This window comes from Halorubrum sp. 2020YC2 (assembly GCF_018623055.1).
GTDB lineage: Archaea > Halobacteriota > Halobacteria > Halobacteriales > Haloferacaceae > Halorubrum.
On record NZ_CP076019.1, the window covers coordinates 2339622 to 2362547 of the forward strand.

The 22926-nt window shown below is 69.9% G+C and carries 26 protein-coding genes, 1 tRNA gene and 1 pseudogene; 17 read left to right on the top strand and 11 right to left on the bottom strand.

The window, feature by feature from the left end; genetic code table 11:
- Window positions 1-48: 48 nt before the first annotated feature.
- The 4 genes from KI388_RS11715 to KI388_RS11730 are packed head-to-tail and all read left to right on the top strand — an operon-like array spanning window position 49 to window position 3283.
- Entirely contained in the window at window positions 49-1704 is a 1656-nt protein-coding gene (locus tag KI388_RS11715; RefSeq protein ID WP_215086798.1) for a CTP synthase, read from the top strand.
- Window positions 1705-2622, top strand: a complete 918-nt coding sequence (gene guaA / locus KI388_RS11720; RefSeq protein ID WP_215086799.1) for a glutamine-hydrolyzing GMP synthase — start codon at window positions 1705-1707, stop codon at window positions 2620-2622.
- Window positions 2622-3011: a CTP synthetase gene (locus KI388_RS11725; RefSeq protein WP_215086800.1), complete on the top strand. Its 390-nt coding sequence runs from the start codon at window positions 2622-2624 to the stop codon at window positions 3009-3011. The genes guaA and KI388_RS11725 overlap by 1 nt, the downstream gene beginning before the upstream one ends.
- A complete protein-coding gene (locus KI388_RS11730; protein WP_215086801.1) occupies window positions 3008-3283 on the top strand; it encodes a glutaredoxin family protein in 276 nt (91 codons plus the stop codon). Before KI388_RS11725 ends, KI388_RS11730 begins: the two co-directional genes overlap by 4 nt.
- 53 nt (window positions 3284-3336) lie before the next feature.
- Here KI388_RS11730 and KI388_RS11735 read toward each other — a convergent pair.
- Window positions 3337-3471: pseudogene (locus KI388_RS11735) on the bottom strand (YegP family protein); the annotation flags it as partial.
- 97 nt (window positions 3472-3568) lie between these two features.
- Between KI388_RS11735 and KI388_RS15405 the strand changes: the two are divergent.
- The 6 genes from KI388_RS15405 (at window position 3569) to KI388_RS11765 (ending at window position 9616) form a co-directional block, all read left to right on the top strand.
- A complete protein-coding gene (locus KI388_RS15405) occupies window positions 3569-3715 on the top strand; it encodes a hypothetical protein (RefSeq protein ID WP_251133149.1) in 147 nt (48 codons plus the stop codon).
- A 107-nt stretch (window positions 3716-3822) separates the two neighbouring features.
- The gene (locus KI388_RS11745; RefSeq protein ID WP_215086803.1) at window positions 3823-5004 is read left to right on the top strand and encodes an amidohydrolase family protein; all 1182 of its coding nucleotides are present in this window, start codon (window positions 3823-3825) and stop codon (window positions 5002-5004) included.
- Window positions 5005-5166: 162 nt separating this feature from the next.
- Entirely contained in the window at window positions 5167-5343 is a 177-nt protein-coding gene (locus KI388_RS11750; RefSeq protein WP_215086804.1) for a hypothetical protein, read from the top strand.
- Between the two features lie 181 nt (window positions 5344-5524).
- Window positions 5525-7702 (top strand): NAD-dependent DNA ligase LigA, encoded by a 2178-nt coding sequence (gene ligA / locus KI388_RS11755; RefSeq protein WP_215086805.1) that lies wholly within the window; start codon window positions 5525-5527, stop codon window positions 7700-7702.
- A gap of 46 nt (window positions 7703-7748) precedes the next feature.
- Entirely contained in the window at window positions 7749-8804 is a 1056-nt protein-coding gene (locus KI388_RS11760) for an ABC transporter ATP-binding protein (RefSeq protein ID WP_215086806.1), read from the top strand.
- Window positions 8801-9616, top strand: a complete 816-nt coding sequence (locus tag KI388_RS11765; RefSeq protein ID WP_215086807.1) for an ABC transporter permease subunit — start codon at window positions 8801-8803, stop codon at window positions 9614-9616. The genes KI388_RS11760 and KI388_RS11765 overlap by 4 nt, the downstream gene beginning before the upstream one ends.
- Window positions 9617-9874: 258 nt before the next feature.
- On the opposite strand, the gene KI388_RS11770 is transcribed toward KI388_RS11765, so the two are convergent.
- Window positions 9875-9948: transfer RNA gene (locus KI388_RS11770), tRNA-Val, on the bottom strand.
- A 60-nt stretch (window positions 9949-10008) separates the two neighbouring features.
- On the opposite strand from KI388_RS11770, the gene KI388_RS11775 reads away from it, so the two are divergent.
- Both KI388_RS11775 and KI388_RS11780 read left to right on the top strand, forming a co-directional pair.
- Window positions 10009-10488 carry a DUF192 domain-containing protein gene (locus KI388_RS11775; RefSeq protein WP_215086808.1) on the top strand — a complete coding sequence of 160 codons (480 nt, stop codon included), beginning with the start codon at window positions 10009-10011 and terminating at the stop codon, window positions 10486-10488.
- A 67-nt stretch (window positions 10489-10555) separates the two neighbouring features.
- Window positions 10556-10972, top strand: a complete 417-nt coding sequence (locus KI388_RS11780; protein WP_215086809.1) for an SHOCT domain-containing protein — start codon at window positions 10556-10558, stop codon at window positions 10970-10972.
- A 49-nt stretch (window positions 10973-11021) separates the two neighbouring features.
- Here the strand turns inward: KI388_RS11780 and ugpC are convergent, their stop codons facing one another.
- The 4 genes from ugpC to KI388_RS11800 all read right to left on the bottom strand — a co-directional run bounded on the left by ugpC (window position 11022) and on the right by KI388_RS11800 (window position 15510).
- Window positions 11022-12140, bottom strand: coding sequence for a sn-glycerol-3-phosphate ABC transporter ATP-binding protein UgpC (gene ugpC, locus KI388_RS11785; protein WP_215086810.1), 1119 nt, complete (start codon window positions 12138-12140; stop codon window positions 11022-11024).
- A gap of 102 nt (window positions 12141-12242) precedes the next feature.
- Entirely contained in the window at window positions 12243-13187 is a 945-nt protein-coding gene (locus tag KI388_RS11790; RefSeq protein ID WP_215086811.1) for a carbohydrate ABC transporter permease, read from the bottom strand.
- A complete protein-coding gene (locus KI388_RS11795; protein WP_215086812.1) occupies window positions 13184-14170 on the bottom strand; it encodes a sugar ABC transporter permease in 987 nt (328 codons plus the stop codon). Before KI388_RS11795 ends, KI388_RS11790 begins: the two co-directional genes overlap by 4 nt.
- 53 nt (window positions 14171-14223) lie before the next feature.
- A complete protein-coding gene (locus KI388_RS11800; protein ID WP_215086813.1) occupies window positions 14224-15510 on the bottom strand; it encodes an ABC transporter substrate-binding protein in 1287 nt (428 codons plus the stop codon).
- A 168-nt stretch (window positions 15511-15678) separates the two neighbouring features.
- On the opposite strand from KI388_RS11800, the gene KI388_RS11805 reads away from it, so the two are divergent.
- The 5 genes from KI388_RS11805 to KI388_RS11825 all read left to right on the top strand — a co-directional run bounded on the left by KI388_RS11805 (window position 15679) and on the right by KI388_RS11825 (window position 20168).
- Window positions 15679-16335, top strand: coding sequence for a DUF4013 domain-containing protein (locus KI388_RS11805; protein ID WP_215086814.1), 657 nt, complete (start codon window positions 15679-15681; stop codon window positions 16333-16335).
- Between the two features lie 95 nt (window positions 16336-16430).
- Entirely contained in the window at window positions 16431-17480 is a 1050-nt protein-coding gene (locus KI388_RS11810; protein WP_215086815.1) for an AAA family ATPase, read from the top strand.
- On the top strand, window positions 17477-18118 hold the full coding sequence (locus tag KI388_RS11815) for a protein sorting system archaetidylserine decarboxylase (protein ID WP_215086816.1): 642 nt from the start codon (window positions 17477-17479) through the stop codon (window positions 18116-18118). The genes KI388_RS11810 and KI388_RS11815 overlap by 4 nt, the downstream gene beginning before the upstream one ends.
- Window positions 18119-18234: 116 nt before the next feature.
- Window positions 18235-18885, top strand: coding sequence for an HVO_2922 family protein (locus KI388_RS11820; RefSeq protein WP_215086817.1), 651 nt, complete (start codon window positions 18235-18237; stop codon window positions 18883-18885).
- Between the two features lie 107 nt (window positions 18886-18992).
- A complete protein-coding gene (locus KI388_RS11825; RefSeq protein WP_215086818.1) occupies window positions 18993-20168 on the top strand; it encodes a DNA primase in 1176 nt (391 codons plus the stop codon).
- A gap of 56 nt (window positions 20169-20224) precedes the next feature.
- On the opposite strand, the gene KI388_RS11830 is transcribed toward KI388_RS11825, so the two are convergent.
- From KI388_RS11830 to KI388_RS11850, 5 genes are all read right to left on the bottom strand, one after another.
- Complete coding sequence (locus KI388_RS11830) at window positions 20225-20440, bottom strand: hypothetical protein (RefSeq protein WP_215086819.1); 216 nt, start codon at window positions 20438-20440, stop codon at window positions 20225-20227.
- 110 nt (window positions 20441-20550) lie between these two features.
- The gene (locus KI388_RS11835; protein ID WP_215086820.1) at window positions 20551-20742 is read right to left on the bottom strand and encodes a hypothetical protein; all 192 of its coding nucleotides are present in this window, start codon (window positions 20740-20742) and stop codon (window positions 20551-20553) included.
- A 127-nt stretch (window positions 20743-20869) separates the two neighbouring features.
- Window positions 20870-21214, bottom strand: coding sequence for a 50S ribosomal protein P1 (gene rpl12p / locus KI388_RS11840; protein WP_215086821.1), 345 nt, complete (start codon window positions 21212-21214; stop codon window positions 20870-20872).
- A 16-nt stretch (window positions 21215-21230) separates the two neighbouring features.
- Window positions 21231-22280, bottom strand: a complete 1050-nt coding sequence (locus tag KI388_RS11845; protein WP_215086822.1) for a 50S ribosomal protein L10 — start codon at window positions 22278-22280, stop codon at window positions 21231-21233.
- Window positions 22277-22915 carry a 50S ribosomal protein L1 gene (locus tag KI388_RS11850; RefSeq protein WP_215088788.1) on the bottom strand — a complete coding sequence of 213 codons (639 nt, stop codon included), beginning with the start codon at window positions 22913-22915 and terminating at the stop codon, window positions 22277-22279. The genes KI388_RS11845 and KI388_RS11850 overlap by 4 nt, the downstream gene beginning before the upstream one ends.
- Window positions 22916-22926: the final 11 nt, after the last annotated feature.

The window sequence follows — 22926 nt, forward strand, 5'->3', positions numbered from 1 at the left end:
AAACGGAGGGTCCGAAACGGTTTTGACCCGGCCTGCCGGACGGTCGATATGCCAGCAGATCCCGACACGGGGTACGACCCCTCGCTGGGTCGGAAGTTCGTGTTCGTCACGGGCGGTGTGATGTCCGGGCTGGGCAAGGGCATCACGGCCGCCAGCACCGGGCGCCTTCTCGCCAACGCGGGCTTCGACGTCACCGCCGTCAAGGTGGACCCCTACCTCAACGTCGACGCCGGGACGATGAACCCGTACGAGCACGGCGAGGTGTACGTCTTGAAGGACGGCGGCGAGGTCGACCTCGATTTAGGCAACTACGAGCGCTTCCTCGGCACCGACATGACGTTCGACCACAACGTCACCACGGGGAAGACGTACGAGCACGTCATCGAGCGCGAGCGCGCCGGCGACTACCTCGGCAAGACCGTCCAGATCATCCCCCACGTCACCGACGACATCAAGCGCCGCATCCGCGAGGCCGCCGAGGGCTCCGACGTCTGTCTCGTCGAGATCGGCGGCACGGTCGGGGACATCGAGTCGATGCCCTTCCTCGAAGCGCTCCGGCAGTTCGCCCACGAGGAGGACGACGAGGACATCCTCTTCACGCACGTCACCCTCGTCCCCTACTCGAAGAACGGCGAGCAGAAGACGAAGCCCACCCAGCACTCGGTGAAGGAGCTCCGGTCGATCGGGCTGCAGCCCGACATCCTCGTCGGGCGCTCCGAGGACCGGCTGGACCCGTCGACGAAAGAGAAGATCGCCTTATTCTGTGACGTGCCCACGGACGCCGTCTTCTCGAATCCGGACGTCGAGGACATCTACCACGTCCCGCTGATGGTCGAAGACGAGGGGTTAGACGAGCACGTGATGGAGCGGCTCGGCCTCGTCGACGAGGCGCTCCCGAAGGCGGAGCGCTCGACGGAGTGGCGCGATCTGGTCACGCGCGACCGCGACCGCGACCTCGACGTGGCCCTGGTCGGGAAGTACGCCCTCGAAGACGCGTACATGTCCATCCACGAGGCGCTGAAACACGCCGGGATCCAGACCGGCACCGAGGTGAACGTGCTGTGGGTCGACGCCGACGAGACGCGCGCGGAGCACGAACAGCGCCTCGCGGCGGCCGACGCGGTCGTCGTCCCCGGCGGCTTCGGCTCCCGCGGCACCGACGGCAAGATCGAGGCGGTCCGGTACGCCCGCAAGAACGGCGTCCCCTTCCTCGGGCTCTGCTTGGGCTTCCAGATGGCGGTCGTCGAGCACGCGCGCAACGTCCTCGGGCTGGAGGGCGCCCACTCCGCGGAGATCGACCCCGACACGCCCCACCCCGTCATCGACCTGCTCCCCGACCAGTACGAGACGGAGGACATGGGCGGGACGATGCGGCTCGGCGCCCACGAGACCGACATCGAACCGGAGACGCTCGCGGCCGAGGTGTACGGCGCCGACTCCTGCACCGAGCGCCACCGCCATCGCTACGAAGTGAACCCCGAGTACATCGACGCCTTAGAGTCGGACGGGCTCGTCTTCTCCGGGCGCGCGGACAACCGGATGGAGATCCTCGAACGCCCGGACCACCCGTTCTTCTTCGGGACGCAGGCGCACCCCGAGTTCCGGTCGCGGCCGGACCGCGCGAGTCCCCCCTTCGTCTCCCTCGTCGAGGCGGCGCTGGGATCGACGGACACAACCGAGCGGAACGCGGACGTGAGGCTATAGATGGTCGAGACGGACGAGTTCATCGCGGAGGCGAAAGCGGAGATCCGGGAGGCGATAGGCGACGCGAACGCCGTGATCGCCCTCTCGGGCGGCGTCGACTCCTCGGTCGCGGCGACGCTCGCGTACGAGGCGGTTGGCGACCAGCTCACCCCCGTCTACGTCGACACGGGGCTGATGCGGAAGGGGGAGACCGAGGAGATCCGCGACACCTTCGAGTTCATGGAGTCGCTGCGGGTGATCGAGGCCCAAGAGCGGTTCTTCGACCGCCTCGCCGGCGTCACCGACCCCGAGGAGAAGCGCCACGTCATCGGTGAGGGGTTCATCGACGAGTTCGAGACGGTCGCCCGCGACGTGGGCGCCGACTACCTCGTGCAGGGGACGATCTACCCCGACCGCATCGAGTCGGAGGGGAACATCAAGTCGCACCACAACGTCGGCGGGCTCCCCGAGGTCGTCGACTTCGAGGGGATAGTCGAGCCGGTGCGCGACCTCTACAAGGACGAGGTGCGCGAGGTCGCTCGCGCGCTCGGGCTCGAAGAGGTCATCTCCGAGCGCATGCCGTTCCCCGGTCCCGGGCTCGCCGTCCGGATCGTCGGGGAGGTCACCCCCGAGAAGGCCGCGGTCGCCCGCGAGGCGACCCACGTCGTCGAGGAGGAACTGGAGGAGTACGACCCGTGGCAGGCGTTCGCCGCGGTCCTCGGCAAGGCCACCGGCGTCAAGGGCGACAACCGCGTCCACGGCTGGGTCGTCGCGGTGCGCTCGGTCGAGAGCCGCGACGGGATGACCGCGCGCGCACAGGAGATCGACTGGGGCACGCTCCAGCGGATCCAGAGCCGGATCACCGGCGAGAACGAGAACGTGGCGCGGGTCGTCTACGACGTGACCCACAAGCCGCCCGCGACGATCGAGTACGAGTGATGGCGGGACCGACAGCCCGCCCCGACGGCGGTCGCAGCGACGACGGCGACGGTGCCGTCGCTATCGTCGCCGGTCCCGACGAGAACGGGCTCGGAGAGGAACTCGCCGCGCTCGGTGTCGAGGTCCGCCGGGTCGACGGGCTCGTCACGGCGACGAAGCTCGAGGAAGCGGGGACCGCCGAGGCCGCCTACTTCGTCCTCACCGACGTCGAAGAGGCGACCGGGATCCCGGTGGCGAAGGAGCTGAACCCGGACGTCCGGGTCGTCACCTACGCGAGCCGGTCGCTGCCGGAGTTCGTCGCGACGGTCGCCGACCTCGCGGTCGACCCCGAACTGCTGGACGCCGCGACGGTCGCCGAGGAGCTGCTGGCCGGCGACGGCGAGCCGTGAGCGCGGACGACGAGCCCGCGACCGTCCCGGTCACCCTCTACACCCGCGAGGACTGCTCGCTGTGCGTCGTCGCCCGCGAGACGATCGAGTCGGTCGCGGCCGACCTCGACGCCGTGACGGTCGACATCGACGAGGTCGACGTCGACACCGACCCCGAACTGGCCGCGGAGTACGGCGAGCGCGTCCCGTACGTGCTCGTCGACGGCCACCCGGCGTTCAAGTACGAGGTCGACGAGCGCGACCTGCGGCTGAAGCTCTTGGCGGCGACCTGAGTCGGAAAAGACGCGACCGACCGCGACGGCTCGGGCGAACCGCCCCGCGACGCCTACTTCTCGACCGCCTTCGCGCCGGGCGCGTTCGCCTTCACGCGCGTCACGGCCTCGACGGCGTTCGACCGGGAGGCGTACCCCTCGCCGCCGTCCGCGATGACGTTCCCGTTGCGGTGGCAGAGCCGCCAGCGGGGCCTCCCGCCGGCAGGGTTAGCGATCCTCACGCTAGCGTTCGTGGCTGCGGTTCTCCAGTCACGGAATCGCCTGCCGTTCTCGGTTCCGGAGGGCGTGTACGTCGGCGTCTCGATAGGCGCGGCGCTTCTAGTCGCGCAGTCCCTCACCGACTCGACGTGGGAGACCGTCGCAGTCTTCGCCGTCGGCGGCCTTTCGTGGGCCATCGGCCACGAAACTGGACAGATAGATCACGAGCGGTAACAAGGTACAGACACCTTCTAAACCCCCGCTTCGGGGGCCTCGGTTCCGTTCCACCGCCGGCTACCGCGACCCGAGCGTTTACCACGCCGACGCTCCCTCGTGTCCGTATGTACGTACTGCGAGGCGGTCGCGTGGCGGACGCCGCGGGGACTCGCGACGCCGACGTGGCGGTCGCGGACGGCGAGGTCGTCGCGGTCGGTGAGCCGGGGACGGTCGACGACGCGGTCGCGGAGCGCGACGCCGCGCCCACCGAGGTCGACGTCGGGGGACGGGTCGTCGCCCCCGGGCTGATCGACGCGCACGTCCACGCCATGATGGACGGGCGCCCGGACGTCTCGACCGCGGTCTCGGACAGCGATTACACCGCGAGCTACCGGGCCGCGAGCAACCTCGACGCCGCCGTCTCGGCCGGCGTCACGACGGTCCGCGACCTCGGCAGCCGCGGGACGCTCGCGCTCGACGCGGGCGAGGCGGTCGCGGCCGGCGACATTCCCGGTCCGCGCGTCCTCGCGTGCGGCCGCAACGTGATCATGACCGGCGGCCACGGCAACTGGTTCGGCCGCGAGGCCGACGGGCCCGCGGAGGTCCGGAAGGCGGCCCGCGAGCAGCTGAAGGCGGGCGCGGACGTGCTCAAGTGTATGGCCACCGGCGGCGTCCTCACCGAGGGCGCGGTGACCGGCGCCCCCGAACTGACGCTCGAGGAGCTGGAGGCGTTCACCGACGCGGCCGCGCCGACCGACACGCCGACCGCGGCCCACGCACACGGCGAGGTGGGGATCAAAAACGCCGTCGCGGCCGGCATCTCCAGTATCGAACACGGGACGTTCATGGACCGCGAGGCCGCCGAGATGATGGCCGAGCGCGGCACCTACTGGGTGCCGACCGCGAGCGCGCTCCGCGGCATCGTCGACAACGGCGTCGAGGCCGGCATCCCCGAGGACGCCGTCGCGAAGGCCGAGGACGCCGCGGATCGCTTCGACGACGCGTGGGACCACGCCTTGGAGGCCGACGTTCCCATCGCGATGGGGACCGACGCAGGCACGCCGTTCAACTTCTTCGAGGAGATCCCGCAGGAATTGGCGTACATGGTCGACTACGGGCTCTCGCCGGAGCGGGCGCTGAAGGCGGCAACCGTCAACGCCGCGGACCTGCTCGGGCTCGACGACGTGGGGCGCGTCGAGGAGGGGTATCAGGCGGACCTCGTCGTCCTCGACGCCGACCCGACCGAGGACGTGACGGCGTGGCAGGAGCCGGCGGCGGTGTTCGCGGCGGGCGAGCGGGCGGAGTAGCCGGCGGGACTCGGGCTGACGAGACACGCGCTCCCGTCGTTCGAGCAGGTTGGCGTTCCGAACGCACCTCCGGTGGGTGAAGCGGCGATCGACTCGGTTCCGATTCTCCGGTGATCATATCGTTTCAGAAACCATAATATAACCGAGACAACACGTTGGAGTATGGCCTCTCGACAGAATGAGATCGTGTTCGCGTGTGTCATTCTGGGAGTGCTCCTGGCCGTGTTCGTTGCCGACTCCGACGCACCGCCGCTCGTGTCGACGGGCGTCCTCGTTCTGATCGCTGCAGTGCTTCCGATGGTCATCAACAACTATCTCGAGAGTAAGGGGAACGGCTGAGAGCACGGAGTACTCGGTGGAAACCCGCGAGGCCGTTTCGAACCGGACTGTCAAGCCCGTGGTGGCTCGGTGAGGGCTCCGACGAACCGGGTTTCGACGAGGCCGGAACCTCGACCACCGGCCGAACACGGCCCGCCCCCGAACGGTCGCTTTTAACCCGAGCCGACGCAAGGATCGGGCGATGACGAGCGCGCAATCCGGGTCGTCGGCCCGGCACGCGGACCCGGACGAGAACCCCTACGTCGAGGACCCCCCGACCGACTTCGACCCGGTCGACGACCTCTCCGCGGACGAGGCCGCCGAGCAGGCCGAACTGCTCCGCGCGGCGGTCCGCGAGCACGACCACCGGTACTACGTCGAGGCCGACCCACTGGTCTCCGACGAGGCGTACGACGCGCTGTTCGCCCGGCTGGAGGAACTCGAAGCCGCGTTCGACCTCCCGACCGAGAACTCTCCGACCGGACAGATCGGCGGCGCACCGCTCGACGCGCTGGAGACGGTCGAGCACGTCGCACCGATGCGCTCCATCGACAACGACACCGACGCCGCGGCGGTCCGCGAGTTCGACGAGCGCGTCCGCGAGGGGCTGGCGGACGCGGCCGAGTCGGGTGACCTCTCCGGGTTCGACCCCGAGGACCTCGCGTACGTCTGCGAGCCGAAGTTCGACGGCCTCTCGATCGAGGTGATCTACGAGGACGGCGAGTACGCCCGCGCGGCCACCCGCGGCGACGGCCGCGAGGGCGACGACGTCACCGAGCAGGTCCGCACGATCCGGTCGGTGCCCGGCCGCCTGCGCGGCGACGACCACCCCGACCGGCTCGCGGTCCGGGGCGAGGCCTACATGCCTCGCGACGCCTTCGAGGCGTACAACGACGACCTGATCGAGCGCGGCGAGGAGCCGTTCGCGAACCCGCGCAACGCCGCGGCCGGGACGCTCCGCCAACTCGACCCGGCGGTCGTCGCGGAGCGCCCCCTCGACGTCTTCTTCTTCGACGTGCTCGCGTGGGAGGCGGGCGCGGACGGCCCGGAGCGCCCCGCGCGCCACCGCGACGCGCTCGGCGCCTTCGAGTCGCTCGGCCTCCGCCGGAACGACCGCGTGGAAGTCGTCGACGACGTCGAGGCCGCGATCGACTACCGCGACGAGATACTGGCCGCCCGGGACGACCTGAACTACGCGGTCGACGGGGTCGTGATCAAGGTCGACGCCCTCGCGCACCGCGAGGCGCTCGGGAGCACGTCTCGCGCGCCGCGCTGGGCGTTCGCGCACAAGTTCCCGCCGCGGACCGCGACGACGACCGTCGAGGGCGTCACGGTTCAGGTGGGCCGCACCGGGCGGCTCACGCCCGTCGCGGAGCTCGACCCCGTCGAGGTCGGCGGCGTCACCGTCTCGCGCGCGACGCTCCACAACCCGGCCGAGATCGAGGCGCTCTGCGTGAACGTCGGGGACCGCGTCCGGATCTACCGCGCGGGCGACGTGATCCCCTATGTCCCGGAGGTCGTCGAGAAGCGCTCCGAGGGGACCTACGCGTTCCCCGACGCGTGCCCCGTCTGCGGGGCCGCGATCGAGCGCGACGGCCCGCTCGCGTTCTGTACCGGCGGGCTGGGCTGCCCGGCGCAGCTCGATCGGGCGGTCGAACACTGGGCGCGCCGCGACGCGCTCGACGTCGAGGGGCTGGGCCCGGAGCGGGTCGAACAGCTCCGCGAGGCCGGCCTTGTCGAGTCGCTGCCGGACCTGTACGACCTGACCGTCGAGGAACTGGCCGAGTTAGAGGGGTGGGGAGAAACGAGCGCCGAGAACCTAATCCGCGAACTCGACGCCACCCGGAACCCGCCGCTCGACGACTTCCTCGCCGGGCTGGGGATCCCGGACGTGGGCGCGACGACGGCCCGGGCGCTGGCCGCGCGGTTCGGGACGCTCGACGCCCTCCTCGACGCGGACGAGGACGCCCTCCGCGAGGTGGACGACGTGGGTCCGGAGGTGGCCGAGTCGGTCCGGACGTTCCTCGACCGCGAGGAGAACCGCGCCGCGATAGAGGGGCTCCGCGAGCGCGGCGTCGACCCCGAGCCGTTCGAGACCGACGCGGGCGACGGCCCGATCGACGCGCTCGACGGGCTCACCTTCGTGTTCACCGGCTCGCTGTCCGTCCCGCGGAGCGAGGCGCAGGCGTACGTCGAGGCGCGCGGCGCGAGCGCCACGTCGAGCATCTCCGGGAACACCGACTACCTCGTCGCGGGCGAGAGCCCGGGCCGGTCGAAACGCGACGACGCGGCCGCCGAGGACGTGCCGGTCGTCGACGAGGACGAGTTCGCCGCCCTGCTCGCTGAACGCGGCGTCGACTGGCCGCCGACCGCCGACTGATCGCCGAGCCACAACCCTTTATCAACTCACGCCGGAACCGGAAGCCATGACCGCGATCGAACTACGTGGCGTGACCAAGGAGTTCGCGGAGGTCACGGCCGTTCGCGACCTCGACCTCACCGTCGAAGACGGCGAGGTGTACGGCTTCCTCGGGCCGAACGGCGCGGGCAAGTCGACGACGATCGACATGCTGCTCGACCTCGTCCGCCCGAGCGCGGGGACGGTCCGCGTACTCGGCGCCGACGTCGACACCGACGGCGTCGAGATCCGCCGCCGGACGGGCGTGCTCCCCGACGGCTTCTCCGTGTACGACCGGCTCTCCGGGCGGAAACACGTCGAGTTCGCCGTCGAGTCGAAGGACGCCGACGCCGACCCCGACGCCCTGCTCGACCGCGTCGGCCTCGCCGGCGACGCCGACCGCTCCGCCGGGGAGTACTCGAAAGGCATGCGCCAGCGGCTCGCCCTCGCGATGGCGCTCGTGGGCGACCCCGATCTGCTGATCCTCGACGAGCCCTCCTCGGGTCTCGACCCGGCCGGCGCCAAGGAGATGCGCGAGATCGTCCGCGCGGAGGCCGACCGCGGCGCCACCGTCTTCTTCTCCTCGCACATCCTCGAACAGGTCGACGCCGTCTGCGACCGCGTCGGCATCCTCCGCGACGGCGAACTGGTAGCCGAAGACTCCGTCGAGGGGCTCCGCGAGGCCGTGGGCGGCGAGGAGACGCTGGAGGTCGCGGCCGCGGGCGCCGACGACGACGCGGTCGCGGCGGTCCGCGCGCTCCCCGGCGTCTCCGGCGTCACCCGCGACGGCGACGAACTGGTGGTGAACTGCGCCAGCGACGCGAAGACCGACGTGATCGCCGCCTTGGAGGACGCCGGCGTGACGGTCGACGACTTCCACACGCGCGAGGCGTCGCTGGAGGACCTCTTCTTGACGTACACGGAGGGCGACGCGGCGGAGCGGGACGGCGCCGCCGACATCGACTCGACGGACCCGGACACGACGGACTCCGGCTCGACCGACGCGAACGCGACAGACCTCGATTCGACCGACGCCGACCCGCCGGCAGGCGACGAACCGGCGGCCGAGGAGGGGGACCGATGAGCCTCGCCGCCATCGCCCGGAAGGACTTCCGGGAGACGGTCCAGTCGCGCGGCATGATCGCCCTCGTGGCGCTGTTCTCGCTGCTCGTCGCGGCGTTCGCCTACGCCGTGCGGCCCACGGGCGGGAACGAGCAGTTCGCCACCGAAGTGCTGTTGAGCGCCTTCATCGGTCCCGTCCTCGTGACGACGCTCGTGCCGCTCGTCGGCGTCGTCGTCGGCTACAACGCGGTCAGCGGCGAGCGCGAGTCCGGCTCGCTGAAGCTCCTCCTGTCGCTGCCGCACTCGCGGGCCGACGTGGTCTTTGGCAAGGTGATCGGCCGCGGCGCGGCGCTCGCGCTCGCGGTGTTCGCCGGCTTCCTGCTCCCCGCGCTGGTGTTGATGGTCGCTCCCGTCGTGTTCAACGCCGGCGCGTTCCTCGGCTACACCGTGTTCGCGGCCGCGCTCGGCGTCGTGTTCGTCGCGATCGCGATCGGCTGTTCGGCCGCGTCGTCCACCCAGCGCCGGGCGCTCATCGGCGGCGTCGCGATCTACGTCCTCTTCGTCATCCTCTGGGGCACGCTCACCGGTCGCCTCGTCGGCGCCGCCGGCCCCCTCGTCGACGCGCTCCCGCTGTCGGCGGCACAGCTTCGGGTGTTCCTCCAGGTCTCGAACCCCACGACCGCGGTGGAGGCGCTGTCGAACGCCTTCCTCGGCCAACAGCTGTTCAGCGGCGAGACCGCGAGCCGGCAGCTCTCGGCGGCCGCAATGCTAGTCTTCTGGACGCTCGCGCCGCCGCTCGCCGGGCTCTTGAAGTTCGACGCCGACGACCTCTGAGGCCAGTCACCTCGTTCGGGAGACTGGCTCGGGCGGGTTCGAACCTCGGTCGCTCCCGTTCGCTCGCTCCGCGCGACTGATAGGGTTCGAACCGCGCCCTTCCGTACCTGCGGCTCGCGAGTTGCTCGCCGCAGGAAGTGGGCTCGGGCGGGTTCGAACCGGAGAAAGACGGTCGTCTCGCTCCGCTCGACGCTGCGTTTTTCAGGGTTCGACCGCCCTCGCATCCATTTCTGTGACTCACTTCGTTCGTCCCAGAAATGGGCTCGGGCGGGTTCGAACCGCCGATCTCAGCCTTGTAAAGGCCGCGTCATAACCAGCTAGACCACGAGCCCTCACCGAAACAACCCCCCGAGAGCGGAAAACGATTTCCTTCCGCGCCGCGAACCCCGACCGTGAACCGCCGCCTCATCCGGGTCGTGGCCGCGCTCGCGCTGGTCGCGCTCGCCGGCATCGCCGTCGCCGCGACGAACCCGGCCCTCCTGATCACCGGCTACGACACCGCGACCGTCGAGGCCGTCGACGGCGACACCGGCGAGTCGCTCGCGACCGTCGACGCCCGGGTCGCGGACGGCTTCGTGAAACAGTACGTCGGGCTCTCCGCCACCGAGGAACTCGGCGCGGGCGAGGGGATGCTGTTCGTCCACGGCGAGTCCGCCGAGCGCGCCTACGTGATGCGCGACATGGCGTTCGCCCTTGACATCGTCTTCGCCGACGAGAACGGGACGGTCACGCGGATCCACGAGGCGACGCCCGATTCGCGGCCGCTCACCCGCTACGAGGGGACCGGGCGGTACGTCCTCGAAGTGCCGCGCGGGTGGAGCGACCGCCACGGCGTCGACCCCGGCGACCGGCTGGCGATCGACCGGTCGTGAGGCCGGCGGCCGGCCCGCGTAGCCGACCGACGAAACCGCTTTCCGCGTCGCCGGCGTCACGTCGACTATGGCCGGACTCGCTCGCCGGATCGCGTGGAACCTCCGCCACCGCTGGCGGCGGGTGTTCGCGCTCTGCGTCCTCGGCGCCGGCGTCGCCGCCCCCCTCCTCACCAACCTCTGGTGGACCCTCCCGCTCGCGTGGTTCTTCGGTCTCTTCATCGCCCTCCCGGTGCTCCACACCCTGACGAAGCCGGTTCCGGAGGAGAACGTCGACGAACCCAAACGCGCCACCGGCGACCCCGCGCTCGACGCGCTCCGCGAGCGGTACGCCAACGGCGAGATCGACGAGCGGGAGTTTGAGCGCAAACTCGACCGCCTGCTGGAGACCGAAGACGTCGAGACCGTCTCCGACCCGGGCGACGACGACGTCGCTGACCGGGTTCGAGACGGGATTCGCCGCGAAGTAGAGCGGATACGGGAGTGACGCCCCACCCGCGGTCGTCTTCCGATACCGGACCGAGCCGCGTCGACGATTAGTCGTCGATCTCGCGGTTGTGTACCGCCTCGCCGGTGGCTCCGTCGAAGAGGTGGACCGTCCCCTCGGGGATCTCGATCGTGATCTCGTCGCCGGCGGAGACCCGCTGAAGGCCGCCGACGGTAGCGATGAACGTCTCGCCCTCCGGCGCGTCCGCGAACCGGAGGTAGACGGTGTTCTCGTCGCCCATCGGCTCGACGACCTCGACGACCGTCGAGAAGGTGTGGTCGCCGCCCGTGTCGCCGGCCAGCGAGATGTCCTCGGGGCGGACCCCGAGCGTGAGGTCGGTCACGTCTCCGACGTCGTCGAGCGTCGACTCCGAGAGCGGGTAGTCGAACACGGGGTTGACGAGGGTGTCGCCCTCCCGCCGAACGTCGAAGAAGTTCATCGACGGGTCCCCGATGAACCCGGCGACGAACTGGTTCGCCGGCTCGTGGTAACACTCGAGCGGGGTCGCGACCTGCTGGAGCTCCCCGGCGTCGAGGATGGCGATCCGGTCGCCCATCGTCATCGCCTCGGTCTGGTCGTGCGTGACGTACATCGTCGTCACGTCCAGCTCGTCTTGGAGCCGCTGGAGCTCCGTCCGCATCTCCGAGCGCAGCTTGGCGTCGAGGTTGCTGAGCGGCTCGTCCATCAGGAACACCTCCGGGTCGCGGACAATCGCTCGCCCGAGCGCGACCCGCTGTCGCTGCCCGCCGGAGAGGTCGGACGGCTTCCGGTCTAAGAGCTCTGCGATGCCCATCGTCTCCGCGGCGTCGGAGACGCGCTCCTCGATCTCGTCGTCGGAGAGGTCCGTCGACTCCTCTAAGCCGAACGCCATGTTCCCCCGCACCGTCATGTGGGGGTACAGCGCGTACGACTGGAACACCATCGCGATGTCCCGGTCCTGCGGTTTCACGTCGTTGATGGTCTTCCCGGTGAGTCGGATGTCGCCGCTGGAGATCGTCTCCAGCCCTGCGACCATCCGGAGCGTCGTCGACTTGCCACAGCCCGAGGGACCGACGACGACGAGGAACTCGCCGTCGCGCATCTCGATGTCGACGTCGTCGACGGCGACGATCTCGCCGTCGCCGTCGGGGAACACCTTGGTCACGCCGTCGAGTTCGAGCGTCCCCATCCTATCGCCTCCGTGAGACGGCGCGACGGTTCGAGAGCGATGCGTCCGGTCGGCTGCGTGGTTGCTGTCGAGTCATAGATTGCTGCTGGCGAGAGGCGGCGGTCACGTCGCCACCCCCTCCGCGAACTCCTCGCCGAACGCGATGTACACCGCGAGCGTCGGCAGGGCGGCGATGAACGCGCCCGCCATCCGGAGCGCGAAGTCTTGGCCTTCGAGCGACGTTCCCAGCCCGGCCAGAATCAACACGATCGGCGCGGCCGCGCTGGACTCCGTCTGGACCAACACGAGCGTGAACAGGAGGTCGTTCCAGATCTGTGTGAACTGGTAGATCAGGACCACCGCGAACATCGGTCCCGAGAGCGGGAGGACAATCCGACGGTAGATGCGGCGAATGGACGCGCCGTCCAGCCGCGCCGCCTCGATCATCTCCCCGCTCATATTCTTGTAGTATGACCTGAACAGGACGGTACAGATCGGCAGTCCGTAGGCCACGTGGGTGACGATCAGCTCGACTATCCCCACGTAGTCGTCGTTGATCCCGAGCGACCACAGGAACCCCAGCGACTCCTCGAGGGGAACCATCGACCAGAACTGCGAGAGCGGCACGAGCACGGCCTGGTACGGAATGAATATCCCGGCGACGAACAGCGCGAGGATCGGCGCCTTGTACTTCGGCTTCCAGTTCGACTGCGTGATCCCGTAGGCGGCGAAGCTGCCGAGCAGCGCCGAGATGACCGTCGCGGGGATCGCGTACAGCGCGCTGTTCACGAGCCCGCGTCCGAGCGCGTCGAACGCGGTCTGCCACTTCCCGAGGGTGAACGTGCTCCCGGTCGGCGGCGCGAAGGGGAGCGACCCGCTGACGCCGCTCGAAGTCTTAAACGAGGTGACGAGTCCGGACTCGATCGGGACCAGGAAGAACGCCAGCATCCCGAACAGCCCGAGGTACAGGAGGACCCGGTACCCGTCGACTCCCGCGAGCGCCCCCGCGGACGCCCCCGGGTCCGTTTCCGATACCGTTCCGCCGTCGGTTCGTGCGTCGTTGCTCATAGGTTCCCTCGGTTGTACTGGTAGTAGAGGTACGGACCGACGATGCCGAGCGTCATCAGGAACAGGGTGATGGCGATCGCCGACGAGTACGCCCAGTTCAGGTTCGCGTACGCCTCACGGACCATCTTCGTCGCGAGGATGTCAGCCCCGTTCGGCGGCCGGTAGCCGCCGACCAGCGAGTACAGGAAGTCGAACGCCTTCAGCGCGAACACCATCAGGACGACCGAGGCGCTGATCGTCGACCCTTTCAGCTGGGGGATGATCACGCGCCAGTACATCCGGACCGTCGAGGCCCCGTCGACCTTCGCCGCCTCGTAGTGTTCGCCCGGGATGGCCCGCAGGCCCGCGAGGTACACGACCATCGCGTACCCGGCGAACTGCCACATCAGCGCGAACATCACCGCCCAGAGGACGATGTCGGGGTTCCCGATCCAGTCGACCCGGCCGAGTCCGAGCGACGTGATCACGATGTTGATGACCCCGTTGTTGAAGTTGAACATCCACGCCCAGAACTGGGCCGTGACGACGAACGAGAGGCTCATCGGCAGCAGGTAGATCGTTCGGAAGGTGTTTTCGAACCGGATGTTCCGATCGACCAGAATCGCCAGCCCGAGCCCGAGTACGAGCGTCACGAGGGTGAACCCGACGAGCAGGATGAAGGTGTTGACCGCGGCGTCGATGAACCCGCTCTCCGACAGCGCGCGGCTGTACATCTCGAGGTCCAGGTCGCTGTAGTCGGGACCCGAGAAGCCGGTGAAGTCCGTCAGCGATATCAGGAAGTTCCAGATGATCGCCCCGTAGACGAACAGTCCGACCAGCAGGAACGGCGGCAGCCAGAACTGCGAGGACTCCACGAAGTCGCTGCCGAAGCGGTCGTTCAGCGCAGCGATCGGGCTGAAGCCGGACCGCTGCCGGTCCTCGGCGACGCCGCCGTCCGTCACTGCGTCGCCACTGTCGTCGCCGGTGTCTGTGTTCCGTGTCATATGGTTCGTCGTGTGCCGAAACCGCCGAAATCCGGTCGCATCGTGGACCGGGATCAGTTAGAGACCGCGTCGACGAAGCCTTCCGTCGCGGCGTCGACGTCGTACGGTCCGGAGAACTCGCTGGAAACCACGTCGTTCAGCGTCGTCATGGTCTCAGCGGGGACGCCCAGCCCGTGCTGGAGGTTCGGGGGTCGCTGGTCGGCCTCCGCGAAGTCCTCCTGCGTCTCCTGCAGGTACGGGCCGAACTCGCTCATGTCGACGTCCGTCCGCGTCGGGATCGAACCCTTGTACTGGTTGAAGGCGACCTGCGCCGCCTCGCTCCCGACGAACGCCATGAACTGCTCCGTCGCGTCCGGGCTCGGGTTGTCCGAGGGGTAGAGGAACGAGTCGAAGTGGAGCATGTACATGCCCTCCGAGCCGGGGTACGTCTTGAAGCCCCAGTCCTCGTCGTAGCTGAAGTCCTCGGCGTTCCGGTAGGCGCCGGCGGCCCAGTTGCCCTGGTGGATGAACGCCGCGTTCCCTTCGATGATGTTCTGGTTGGACTCGGTGAGTCCGATCGAGGACGCGTCCTCGTTGATGTAGTTCTCGAGAATCTCCGCGAGCGACTCGAAGGTCGCTCTGACGGCCTCCTCGTCCGGGCTCCCGTCGAGGAAGTTCATGTATGCGTCGTACCCCTCCTGACCGAGCATCGTCGAGGCGAACAGCTGGGTCGTCGTCCAGGTGCCGCTCGCGCCGTGGGTCATCGGAATCGCGTCGGTCTCGCTTTGAACCGTCTCCAGCGCGTCGATCAGGGCCGACACGCTCGTCAGCGAGTCGGGGTCGACGCCCGCGTCCTCGACGACCGAGGTGTTGTAGAACAGGCAGTTCAGCCGGTGCGACCCGAGGGGAACCCCGCGGTACCCGCCGTTGCGCTGGTGGAGGTCGACCGCCTCCTGGACCATCACGTCCTCGAAGCCCTCGTCCTCCCAGACGCCGTCGACCTCGCCCAGCACGCCGTCGTAGCGCTGGAGGTTCGGGCCGGGCCAGTTGGCGAACGAGCTCGGCGGGTTATCGTTGTTGAGCCGGTTCGCCACGACCGCGTCGAGGTTCTGGTTCCCGCCGCCGCCGATCGGGTTGAACTCCTGTTCGACGTCGGGATACTCCTCGTCGAAGGCCTCGACGAGCGCCTCCGCCGCGCGAGCGCCGTCGCCGCCGGTCCACGCGTGGAGGACCTCCAGCGTGTTTCCGCCGCCGTCGCCACCGTCACCGCCGCCGGAACAGCCGGCGAGCCCCGCGAGGGTCGCCGCCCCCGCCGCTCCGACGAAGTGCCGCCGCGATAATCGCTTGTTCTGATTTGTCATGGTAATTCACGCTGTACAATGGACGTTTGCCATATATACTTACTCATTACTCTAGAACAATTTCTGAAACCCGCTGAAACCCCACCACCGGGTTGTACTCTCGAATATTCCGTTCGGAGGCGAGGCCGGACCGACGGGCATACTACGGTCCGGCAGGTGGGCATACGCATGCGCCCCTCGATCGCCGCCGCCACGTACCCGATCGCCGGCGACGCCGCGGAGCGGCCCCTCCTCGCGGTCTGGCTGCTCCTCGCGCTGTCGGTCGCCCTGCCGGTCCTCCCGGCGGTGCCGGTCGTCGGCTACCTCGTCCGCGTGCTGGCCGCCAGCGAACGCGGCGACGCCATTCCGCCCTTCCTCTCCGACGCCCGGACGCTCCTCCGCCGGTCGCTCGGCGGGCTGGTCGTCTGTCTGGCTTTCCTCGGCGTCCCGTTCGCCGCGCTCCTCGTGACCCTCTACGGCGTCGTCACGCTGGAACCCGGCGCGAACGCGCCGGTCGGTCGCATCCTCGCCGGCTCGACGGTCGTCCTCTTCGTCGGGCTCCTCGGCGCCTACCTCGCCCCGATCTCGCTGACGGCGTACGGCCGAACGGGGTCGCTCCGACGGGCGTTCTCCTCGGACGCCCTCCGGCCGGTCGCCGGCCACCCGGCCTACTTCTTCGGCTGGACGCTCGGGTTCACCGCGCTCGTCGTCACCGTCGGCGTCGGCGGCGCGCTGTTTTCCCTCTCTCGGATCGGCCCCCTCGCCGGCACCCTCGTCCTCGCCTACGGGCTCCTCGTGACCGCGTACCTGTGGGGCCGCGCCGGCGAGCGCGCGCGGCGGCGATAGGCGCTCGGCGTCGTGACCGCTCACGCGGCGTCGTGACCGCTCACCCGGCGTCGTGACCGACCGATTCTTGACCGCGCGGCCCCGACGCAACGGTAATGCAGGGACCGCTGTGGACGGACACGCACGCGCCCGACCTCGACGAGATCCGGCAGGACGAGGCCCGCGACCGCCTGCGCCGGGCCGTCGACGAGCCGATGAACCTCGTCGTCCAGGGGCCGCCCGGGGTCGGGAAGACGGCGGCGGCGCGGGCGCTCGCGGACGCGTCGCACGCCGACCCGGACGCCGACCTGATCGAGATCAACGTGGCCGACTTCTTCGGCCGGACGAAAAAGGAGATCCGGACGGACCCGCGGTTCGAGGGGTTCCTCGAAGGGCGGAGCAGTATGGCGAAACGCGACATGATAAACCGCGTGCTGAAGGAGTCCGCGTCGTACGCGCCGATGTCCGGCGAGTACAAGACGGTCCTGTTGGACAACGCGGAGGCGATCCGCGAGGACTTCCAGCAGGCGCTGCGCCGCGTGATGGAGAAGCACCACCGGACCACCCAGTTCGTGATCGCGACCCGCCAGCCCTCGAAGCTCATCGCCCCGATCCGGTCGCGCTGCTTCCCGGTCCGCGTGCGCTCCCCGACCACCGACGAGACGATCGACGTCCTCGAAACGATCTGCGACCGCGAGGGCGTCGAGTACGACGGCGACGGGCTGGAGTTCGTCGCCAGCGCGGCCGGCGGCGACCTCCGCGAGGCGGTGCTCTCGGCGCAGGCGACCGCGGTCGAGGGCGACGAGGTCACCATGTCGACCGCCTACGAGACGCTGGGCGACGTGGGCGACGACGACGCGCTCCGCGAGGCGCTCGCCAGCGCCCGCGACGGCGACCTGAAGGGCGCGCGCTCGACGCTCGACGACCTCCTCGACGAGGGGTACGACGGGCAGGAACTGCTCCGCGAGACCCTCCGGGTCGCGCGCGCCGGCTCCGAGTACGGCGGCGACGACCTCGCGCGGCTCCACGCGCTCGCGGGCGAGGCCGACCTCGACCTCTCGGACGGGTTAGACGACACGACCCACCTCGTCCACCTGCTCGCGGCGTGGGCGGCCGGGCGAACCGAACTCTCGCCCGCGCTGCGGGACGCGGAGGTGGCGCCGTGAGTCGTGCGCCGCCGCTCTCCCGGCTCCTCCCGTTTCCGGTCGTCGACGCCGCGTGGGACCTCGCGCTCGTCCCGGCGCTCGCGGGCGCCGTCGCGCTGCCCCTCGTCCCGCCCCTCGGGGCCGCGCTCGTCGCGCTCGCCGTCGGCGTCCTCTGGTTCCACCGCGACCCCGAGCGCGACCCGCCGGCGGACGAGGAAACGGTGCTCTCCCCGGCCGACGGAACGGTCTCGGTGGTGCGCGAGGAGGGCTCCCGGCTCCGGGTCGGCGTGTTCATGAACGTCACCGACGTCCACGTCAACCGCGCGCCGCTCGCGGGCGAGGTCCGCGAGGTCCGCCACCGCCCCGGCGCGAACCGCCCGGCGTTCGACAAGGAGTCGGACCGCAACGAGCAGGTCGCGATCGACTTCGGTGACTACGAACTGCTCGTCATCGCGGGCTGGTTCGCCCGGCGGATCCACCCGTCTGTCGAGCGCGGCGACCGGGTCGAGCGCGGCGACCGCGTCGGCCACGTCTCGTTCGGCTCGCGCGCGGACGTGGTGCTGCCTGCGGACGTGGGTCGCGAGGACCTGCTCGTCACGGAGGGTGACAGCGTGCGCGCGGGCGAGACGATCGTCGCGGAGCGGCCGGACGCGACGTAGGGCCTCGGAGCGGCGCGGGGTCCCGGAGCGACGTCGCGTCCCGGACGCCGACCCGCGCTGGCGACGCCAGAGTTCGGGCATACGCTTTTGTTTCACGGCGGTGACCAGTCCCGTGTATGCCGGAAGAAACCATCCACGAGGCGAAGCGGCCCCGGACCCGACAGGGACTGGCCACGTACCTCCGCCGGATCGCCCGCGCGCTGGGACGGGGCGAGCCGGTCCCGGTCGACGAGGCCGGAACGGTGACGGTCGACGCCGCCGCGACCGGCGACGTCGAGGTCGAACTCGAACGCGGCGACGGTACGGTCCACTTCGAGATCGAGATGGAGTGGCCCGACGAGGAGGCCGCCGTCGACGCGGCGGCGGCCGCGAGCAAGGCGGCGTTCGAGCTGTACGCCGACAGCGCCGACGACTACCGCTGGCGGCTCCGCCACGACAACGGGAACATCATCGCGGACGGCGGCGAGGGGTACGCCGACAAGCGCGACGCGAAGTCGGGGATCGAGAGCGTCCAGCGGAACGCGCCGGGCGCACACGTGATCGACGTCTCCCGAGACGAGGAGGCGCCCGGCGAGGGCGGCAGCGACGCGACCTTCGAGCTGTTCCGCGACAGCGCGGAGCAGTACCGCTGGCGGCTCCGCCACGACAACGGCAACGTCATCGCCGACGGCGGACAGGGGTACGCCTCGAAGCAGAAGGCGAAACAGGGGCTCCGAAGCGTCAAGTCCAACGCGCCCGGCGCGGCCGTCGAGGAGACGGACGAGTAGCCGTCGGCAGCCGTCCCCCTCTCGCGGCGGCCGCCCCCCTCTCGCGGCGGCCGCCCCAACCGCGGACCGCACCGCTTATTCGCCGGCCCTCACTACCTCGGGCCGACATGGACGCGCTCGACGCCAAGTACCCGTTCTTCGCGAGCGCCCGCGAGGCGGTCGCGGGGGCCGCGGTGTCGCTGCCGGAGCTCGTCGCGGCCGACGCCCCGGCCGTTGAGCGCGCACGCGAGCGCGTCGAGCGCGCCCTCCTCGAAGGGACGGTCGCCTCCGAGAGCGGCGCGTTCCCCGGCGAGTCGGCGTACGACGCGCAGGCCGAACTGCTCTCGTACCCCATCGCACGGATCCTCATCTCGCTGCTCGACTCCGACCCCGCCATCGAGAAGTACGCCGCCGCGGAGGCGGCGACCGCCATGGAGCGGGTCCGCCGCGACCTCGACGCCGACGACGAGCTGCGGTCGGTGTCGTCCGCGACGGTCGCGCTCGACGACCTCCTCGCGGAGTTCGACCTCGCGGCCGCCGTGCGCCCCGACCCGACCTCCCCGGCCGGGGTCCGCGGCGGCGCGGCGGGCGGCGCGACCGCGGCAACCGGGAGCGGCGCCGGCCGAGATCCGGACCGCTACCGGATCGACGTCGGTCCCTACCTCCGGCTTACCTCGCCCGAGTGGGGCGACTCGTGGCGGCTCGTCAACCGCGCGCTCGCAGACGGCGCGGTCCGCGTCTCCCGCGACGAGCTGCTCGCGGCGCTGGAGGCCGCCGTGGAGGAGCGGGTCGCGGAGGGGTTACCCTTCGAGCTGGCGGCCGACGAGGGGATCGCGGAGGCGCTGGAGTCGCGCGTCGCTGACCTCCGGCGGCTGCTCTCCGAGCGCACGTACGCGGAGCCGCCGGACGTCGTCGCGCCCGCGCTGTTCCCACCGTGTATGACGAACCTGATCGAGAAGGCCGAGCGCGACGCCGCGCTCTCCGCGGCCGAGTCGTTCGCGCTGATGGCGTTCCTCGTCGGCATCGGGATGACCCCCGACGAGGTCGTCGCGTTCTGCGCGGACACGAGCCTCGACGCCGAGGGGATCCGCTACCAGACCGAGTACCTAACCGACGAGCGGGGCACCCAGTACCCGCCGCCGACCTGCGAGACGCTCGCGAACTACGGGATCTGTCACAACGAGGACGACCACATGCGGGTCGCGGCCGACCCGCTCTCGTACTACGAGAAGCGGGTAGCCGCCGCCGACGAGGTGACCGACTGGCGGAGCGGTCGGGAGACGGACGAGCCGAGCGAGGCGTGACCTCGGCGCGCCGGCTCGGAAAACGGTACAGAAGAGCGAACGACGGTTCCGCGGGTCTACGACTCGTCGCCCGCGCGCATCAGGTACGTTCCGACGCCGGCCATCAGGAGGACGAACCCGGACAGCAGCGCGATGAGCGCCATCGCTCCCGCCTCCGGGAGGACGGTCGATCCGCCGAACGTGACCCCGATGCCGACCAGCCCGACGATGAACACCGCGGCCGCCGCCAGCGAGACCGTGATCTGCCGACGGAACTCCGCGTCGATTTCCATGTTCGCGGCTTCCAGTCGCCGCTAAAAAAGGACTTCGATGGACGCCCCGGCGTCGCCACCCGGTCCGAGCGCTGCCCCGCGGGGCGGTCCGCAGGGCGACGCCCGCCCGCTCACTTCGCTAGGTGCGTGATGTCTCGCCGCAGGGTGTACCCGCGCGGGACGCCGACGATTTCGAGACAGTCGTCGCACAGCACCCGTTCGTAGTCGCGGTTGGTTTCCTTCTCCAACAGGGAGACGTCCGCGAGCGGGAACACCGACTCGCACCGGTCGCACTCCGCCTTGTCGCCGTCGACGATCTTCATCGATTCCCCGTTTTCGAGATCGATATATAAACTCGCGGACGGCGTTATCACTCCGGATAGCGGGTCGGATAAAAATCGGTGGTCGGGAGTCGCTCGACGCGGTCGGAAGGTCGGCGGTCGTCCGGCGTCAGCCGAAGAGCTCGCCGAGGCCCTCGCCGCCGTCGCCCTCGTCCTCGTCGTCGTCGTCCGCCTCGTCGGCGGCGTCGGCCTCGTCGGCCTCGTCGTCGTCGTCCGCCTCGTCGGCGGACGCGTCCGCGTCCGCGGAGCCGCCCGAGGCGGCGCCCGCGGCGGGGGCCGCGGCGGCCGTCTCGATGGCCTCCTCGATGTCGACGTCCTCCAGCGCGGCGACGAGCGCCTTGACGCGGGACTCCTCGACATCGACGCCGGCGGCTTCGAGTACGCCGGTGACGTTGTCTTCGTTGATCTCTTCGCCAGTCTCGTTCAGGATGAGCGCAGCGTAAACGTATTCCATTGGTGTGTACCTCGTGTTATCCGAACATCGCGCCGAGTCCGTCGCCGCCGTCGCCGCCGTCGTCGTCGTCGTCGGCGTCGTCAGCGTCGTCGGTCTCCTCGGCGTCTTCCGTGTCTTCGTCCGCCTGTTCCTCCTCGGCGTCGTCGTCGGCCGCCGGCTCAGTCGCCGGCGCGGCCTCGACGCCCTGAAGCTCCTCGGGGAGCGCCTCCTCGTCGTCGATCTGCGACGCGAGCGCGCGCAACTGGGCGTCGGCCTTCCCGATCAGGTCGGGCACGACGTCCGGGCTCTCGATCTCCGCGAACAGGCCGACGGACTTCGCCTCGCCGGACGCCTTCGCGAGAAGGGTGCCGGCGGTGGCGGCCGTCGGGTACGCGGCGTTGACGGAGAGGTTGCGCGCGGCGGCCGCGGCGGACTGGACGTCCGCGCGGTACTCGTCGACGTCGATTTCGAGCTCGTCCGGCTCGAAGAGGACGCCCTCGGAGTAGACGGCGCGCAGGTCGAGTCCGACCTCTTTCGGCTCGATGCCGAGCTCGACGAGGACGTTCGCGAGGTCGTCGTCGACGACCTCGCCCTCCTCCAGCACGGTCGAGTCCTCGGTCACCTTGATCGAGCCGTCCTGAATGCGGGCGGCCGCGCCCACGGTCTGGAGCTCACCGACGAACGGTCCCGGGTCGACGCCGGTGTCGCCCTCGGGGATCACGATGTCGTTGGGGGCCACCTCGCCCGCGTTGATCGGGGCGGGGGTCTTCGAGGCTTCGAGCTGCTTGAAGAGGCCGAACGGGTTGTCGTTGGTGCCGACGAGCGCCACCTGACCGCTGACGTACTCGGTCAGCGCCTCGACGCCGTCGTCGACCTCCTCGAGCGCCCGGTTCGTGAGCGTGTTGCGGCTCATGCGGACGGCCGCCGAGCCGTGAAGCTCCCGGCGCATGGCCTGGAGCTGCCGGCTGGGGATGCCGGCCACGCCGACGATCCCGACGGACTGGTAGGAGTCGATGAACTCGACGAGCTCAGCGACCTCCTCGCGTTTCCACTCGGGGATCGTCTCGGTCTTGCGGGCCGAGCTCATACGGGCACCTCCTTCGCGGGACCCATCGTGGTCTTCACGTAGATCCCGTCGATGTTGAGCGGGCCCTTCTCGAGGTCTGCTTCGAGTCGCCGGATGATGACGTCGATGTTGTCCGAAATCGCGTCGGCGCCCATGTCCTCGGCGCCGACGCGGGTGTGGAACGTGCGCCGGTCGCGCGACCGGAGCTGCACCGTGTTCTTCATCCGGTTGACTGTGTCGACGATGTCGTCGTCCGGCTGCAGTGGGGTAGGCATCTTCCCGCGCGGACCGAGGACGGTACCGAGGTACCGACCGATGTCCTGCATCAGGTTGGCCTCCGCGACGAAGAAGTCGGTATCGTCGGCCAGGTCCTTTGCGCGGTCGTCGTCGTCTCCTAAGTCTTCGAGGTCGTCGCTGTCGAGCACTTCGTCAGCGACCTCCTCTGCGCGGACGGCGGTTTCGCCCTCCGCGAAGACGACGATCTGTGTCTCCTGCCCCGTTCCAGCCGGCAGCACGACGGACTCGTCGATACGGTTCGACGGATCGTTGAGGTCGAGGTCTCGCAGATTGATCGCGATGTCCACGGTCTCGCGGAAGTTCCGCTCGGGCGCATCGTCGAGTGCGAGGGTTACGGCCTCTTGTATTGTGTCTGCCATTTTCACCTCCG

What these genes read in the sequence shown, in the direction of transcription:
- KI388_RS11715 (WP_215086798.1), top strand. Translation starts at nt 49, where the DNA reads ATGCCAGCAGATCCCGACACGGGGTACGACCCCTCGCTGGGTCGGAAG.
- guaA (WP_215086799.1), top strand. Translation starts at nt 1,705, where the DNA reads ATGGTCGAGACGGACGAGTTCATCGCGGAGGCGAAAGCGGAGATCCGG.
- KI388_RS11725 (WP_215086800.1), top strand. Translation starts at nt 2,622, where the DNA reads ATGGCGGGACCGACAGCCCGCCCCGACGGCGGTCGCAGCGACGACGGC.
- KI388_RS11745 (WP_215086803.1), top strand. Translation starts at nt 3,823, where the DNA reads ATGTACGTACTGCGAGGCGGTCGCGTGGCGGACGCCGCGGGGACTCGC.
- KI388_RS11750 (WP_215086804.1), top strand. Translation starts at nt 5,167, where the DNA reads ATGGCCTCTCGACAGAATGAGATCGTGTTCGCGTGTGTCATTCTGGGA.
- ligA (WP_215086805.1), top strand. Translation starts at nt 5,525, where the DNA reads ATGACGAGCGCGCAATCCGGGTCGTCGGCCCGGCACGCGGACCCGGAC.
- KI388_RS11760 (WP_215086806.1), top strand. Translation starts at nt 7,749, where the DNA reads ATGACCGCGATCGAACTACGTGGCGTGACCAAGGAGTTCGCGGAGGTC.
- KI388_RS11765 (WP_215086807.1), top strand. Translation starts at nt 8,801, where the DNA reads ATGAGCCTCGCCGCCATCGCCCGGAAGGACTTCCGGGAGACGGTCCAG.
- KI388_RS11780 (WP_215086809.1), top strand. Translation starts at nt 10,556, where the DNA reads ATGGCCGGACTCGCTCGCCGGATCGCGTGGAACCTCCGCCACCGCTGG.
- ugpC (WP_215086810.1), bottom strand. Translation starts at nt 12,140, where the DNA reads ATGGGGACGCTCGAACTCGACGGCGTGACCAAGGTGTTCCCCGACGGC.
- KI388_RS11790 (WP_215086811.1), bottom strand. Translation starts at nt 13,187, where the DNA reads ATGAGCAACGACGCACGAACCGACGGCGGAACGGTATCGGAAACGGAC.
- KI388_RS11795 (WP_215086812.1), bottom strand. Translation starts at nt 14,170, where the DNA reads ATGACACGGAACACAGACACCGGCGACGACAGTGGCGACGCAGTGACG.
- KI388_RS11800 (WP_215086813.1), bottom strand. Translation starts at nt 15,510, where the DNA reads ATGACAAATCAGAACAAGCGATTATCGCGGCGGCACTTCGTCGGAGCG.
- KI388_RS11805 (WP_215086814.1), top strand. Translation starts at nt 15,679, where the DNA reads ATGCGCCCCTCGATCGCCGCCGCCACGTACCCGATCGCCGGCGACGCC.
- KI388_RS11810 (WP_215086815.1), top strand. Translation starts at nt 16,431, where the DNA reads ATGCAGGGACCGCTGTGGACGGACACGCACGCGCCCGACCTCGACGAG.
- KI388_RS11820 (WP_215086817.1), top strand. Translation starts at nt 18,235, where the DNA reads ATGCCGGAAGAAACCATCCACGAGGCGAAGCGGCCCCGGACCCGACAG.
- KI388_RS11825 (WP_215086818.1), top strand. Translation starts at nt 18,993, where the DNA reads ATGGACGCGCTCGACGCCAAGTACCCGTTCTTCGCGAGCGCCCGCGAG.
- KI388_RS11830 (WP_215086819.1), bottom strand. Translation starts at nt 20,440, where the DNA reads ATGGAAATCGACGCGGAGTTCCGTCGGCAGATCACGGTCTCGCTGGCG.
- KI388_RS11835 (WP_215086820.1), bottom strand. Translation starts at nt 20,742, where the DNA reads ATGAAGATCGTCGACGGCGACAAGGCGGAGTGCGACCGGTGCGAGTCG.
- rpl12p (WP_215086821.1), bottom strand. Translation starts at nt 21,214, where the DNA reads ATGGAATACGTTTACGCTGCGCTCATCCTGAACGAGACTGGCGAAGAG.
- KI388_RS11845 (WP_215086822.1), bottom strand. Translation starts at nt 22,280, where the DNA reads ATGAGCTCGGCCCGCAAGACCGAGACGATCCCCGAGTGGAAACGCGAG.
- KI388_RS11850 (WP_215088788.1), bottom strand. Translation starts at nt 22,915, where the DNA reads ATGGCAGACACAATACAAGAGGCCGTAACCCTCGCACTCGACGATGCG.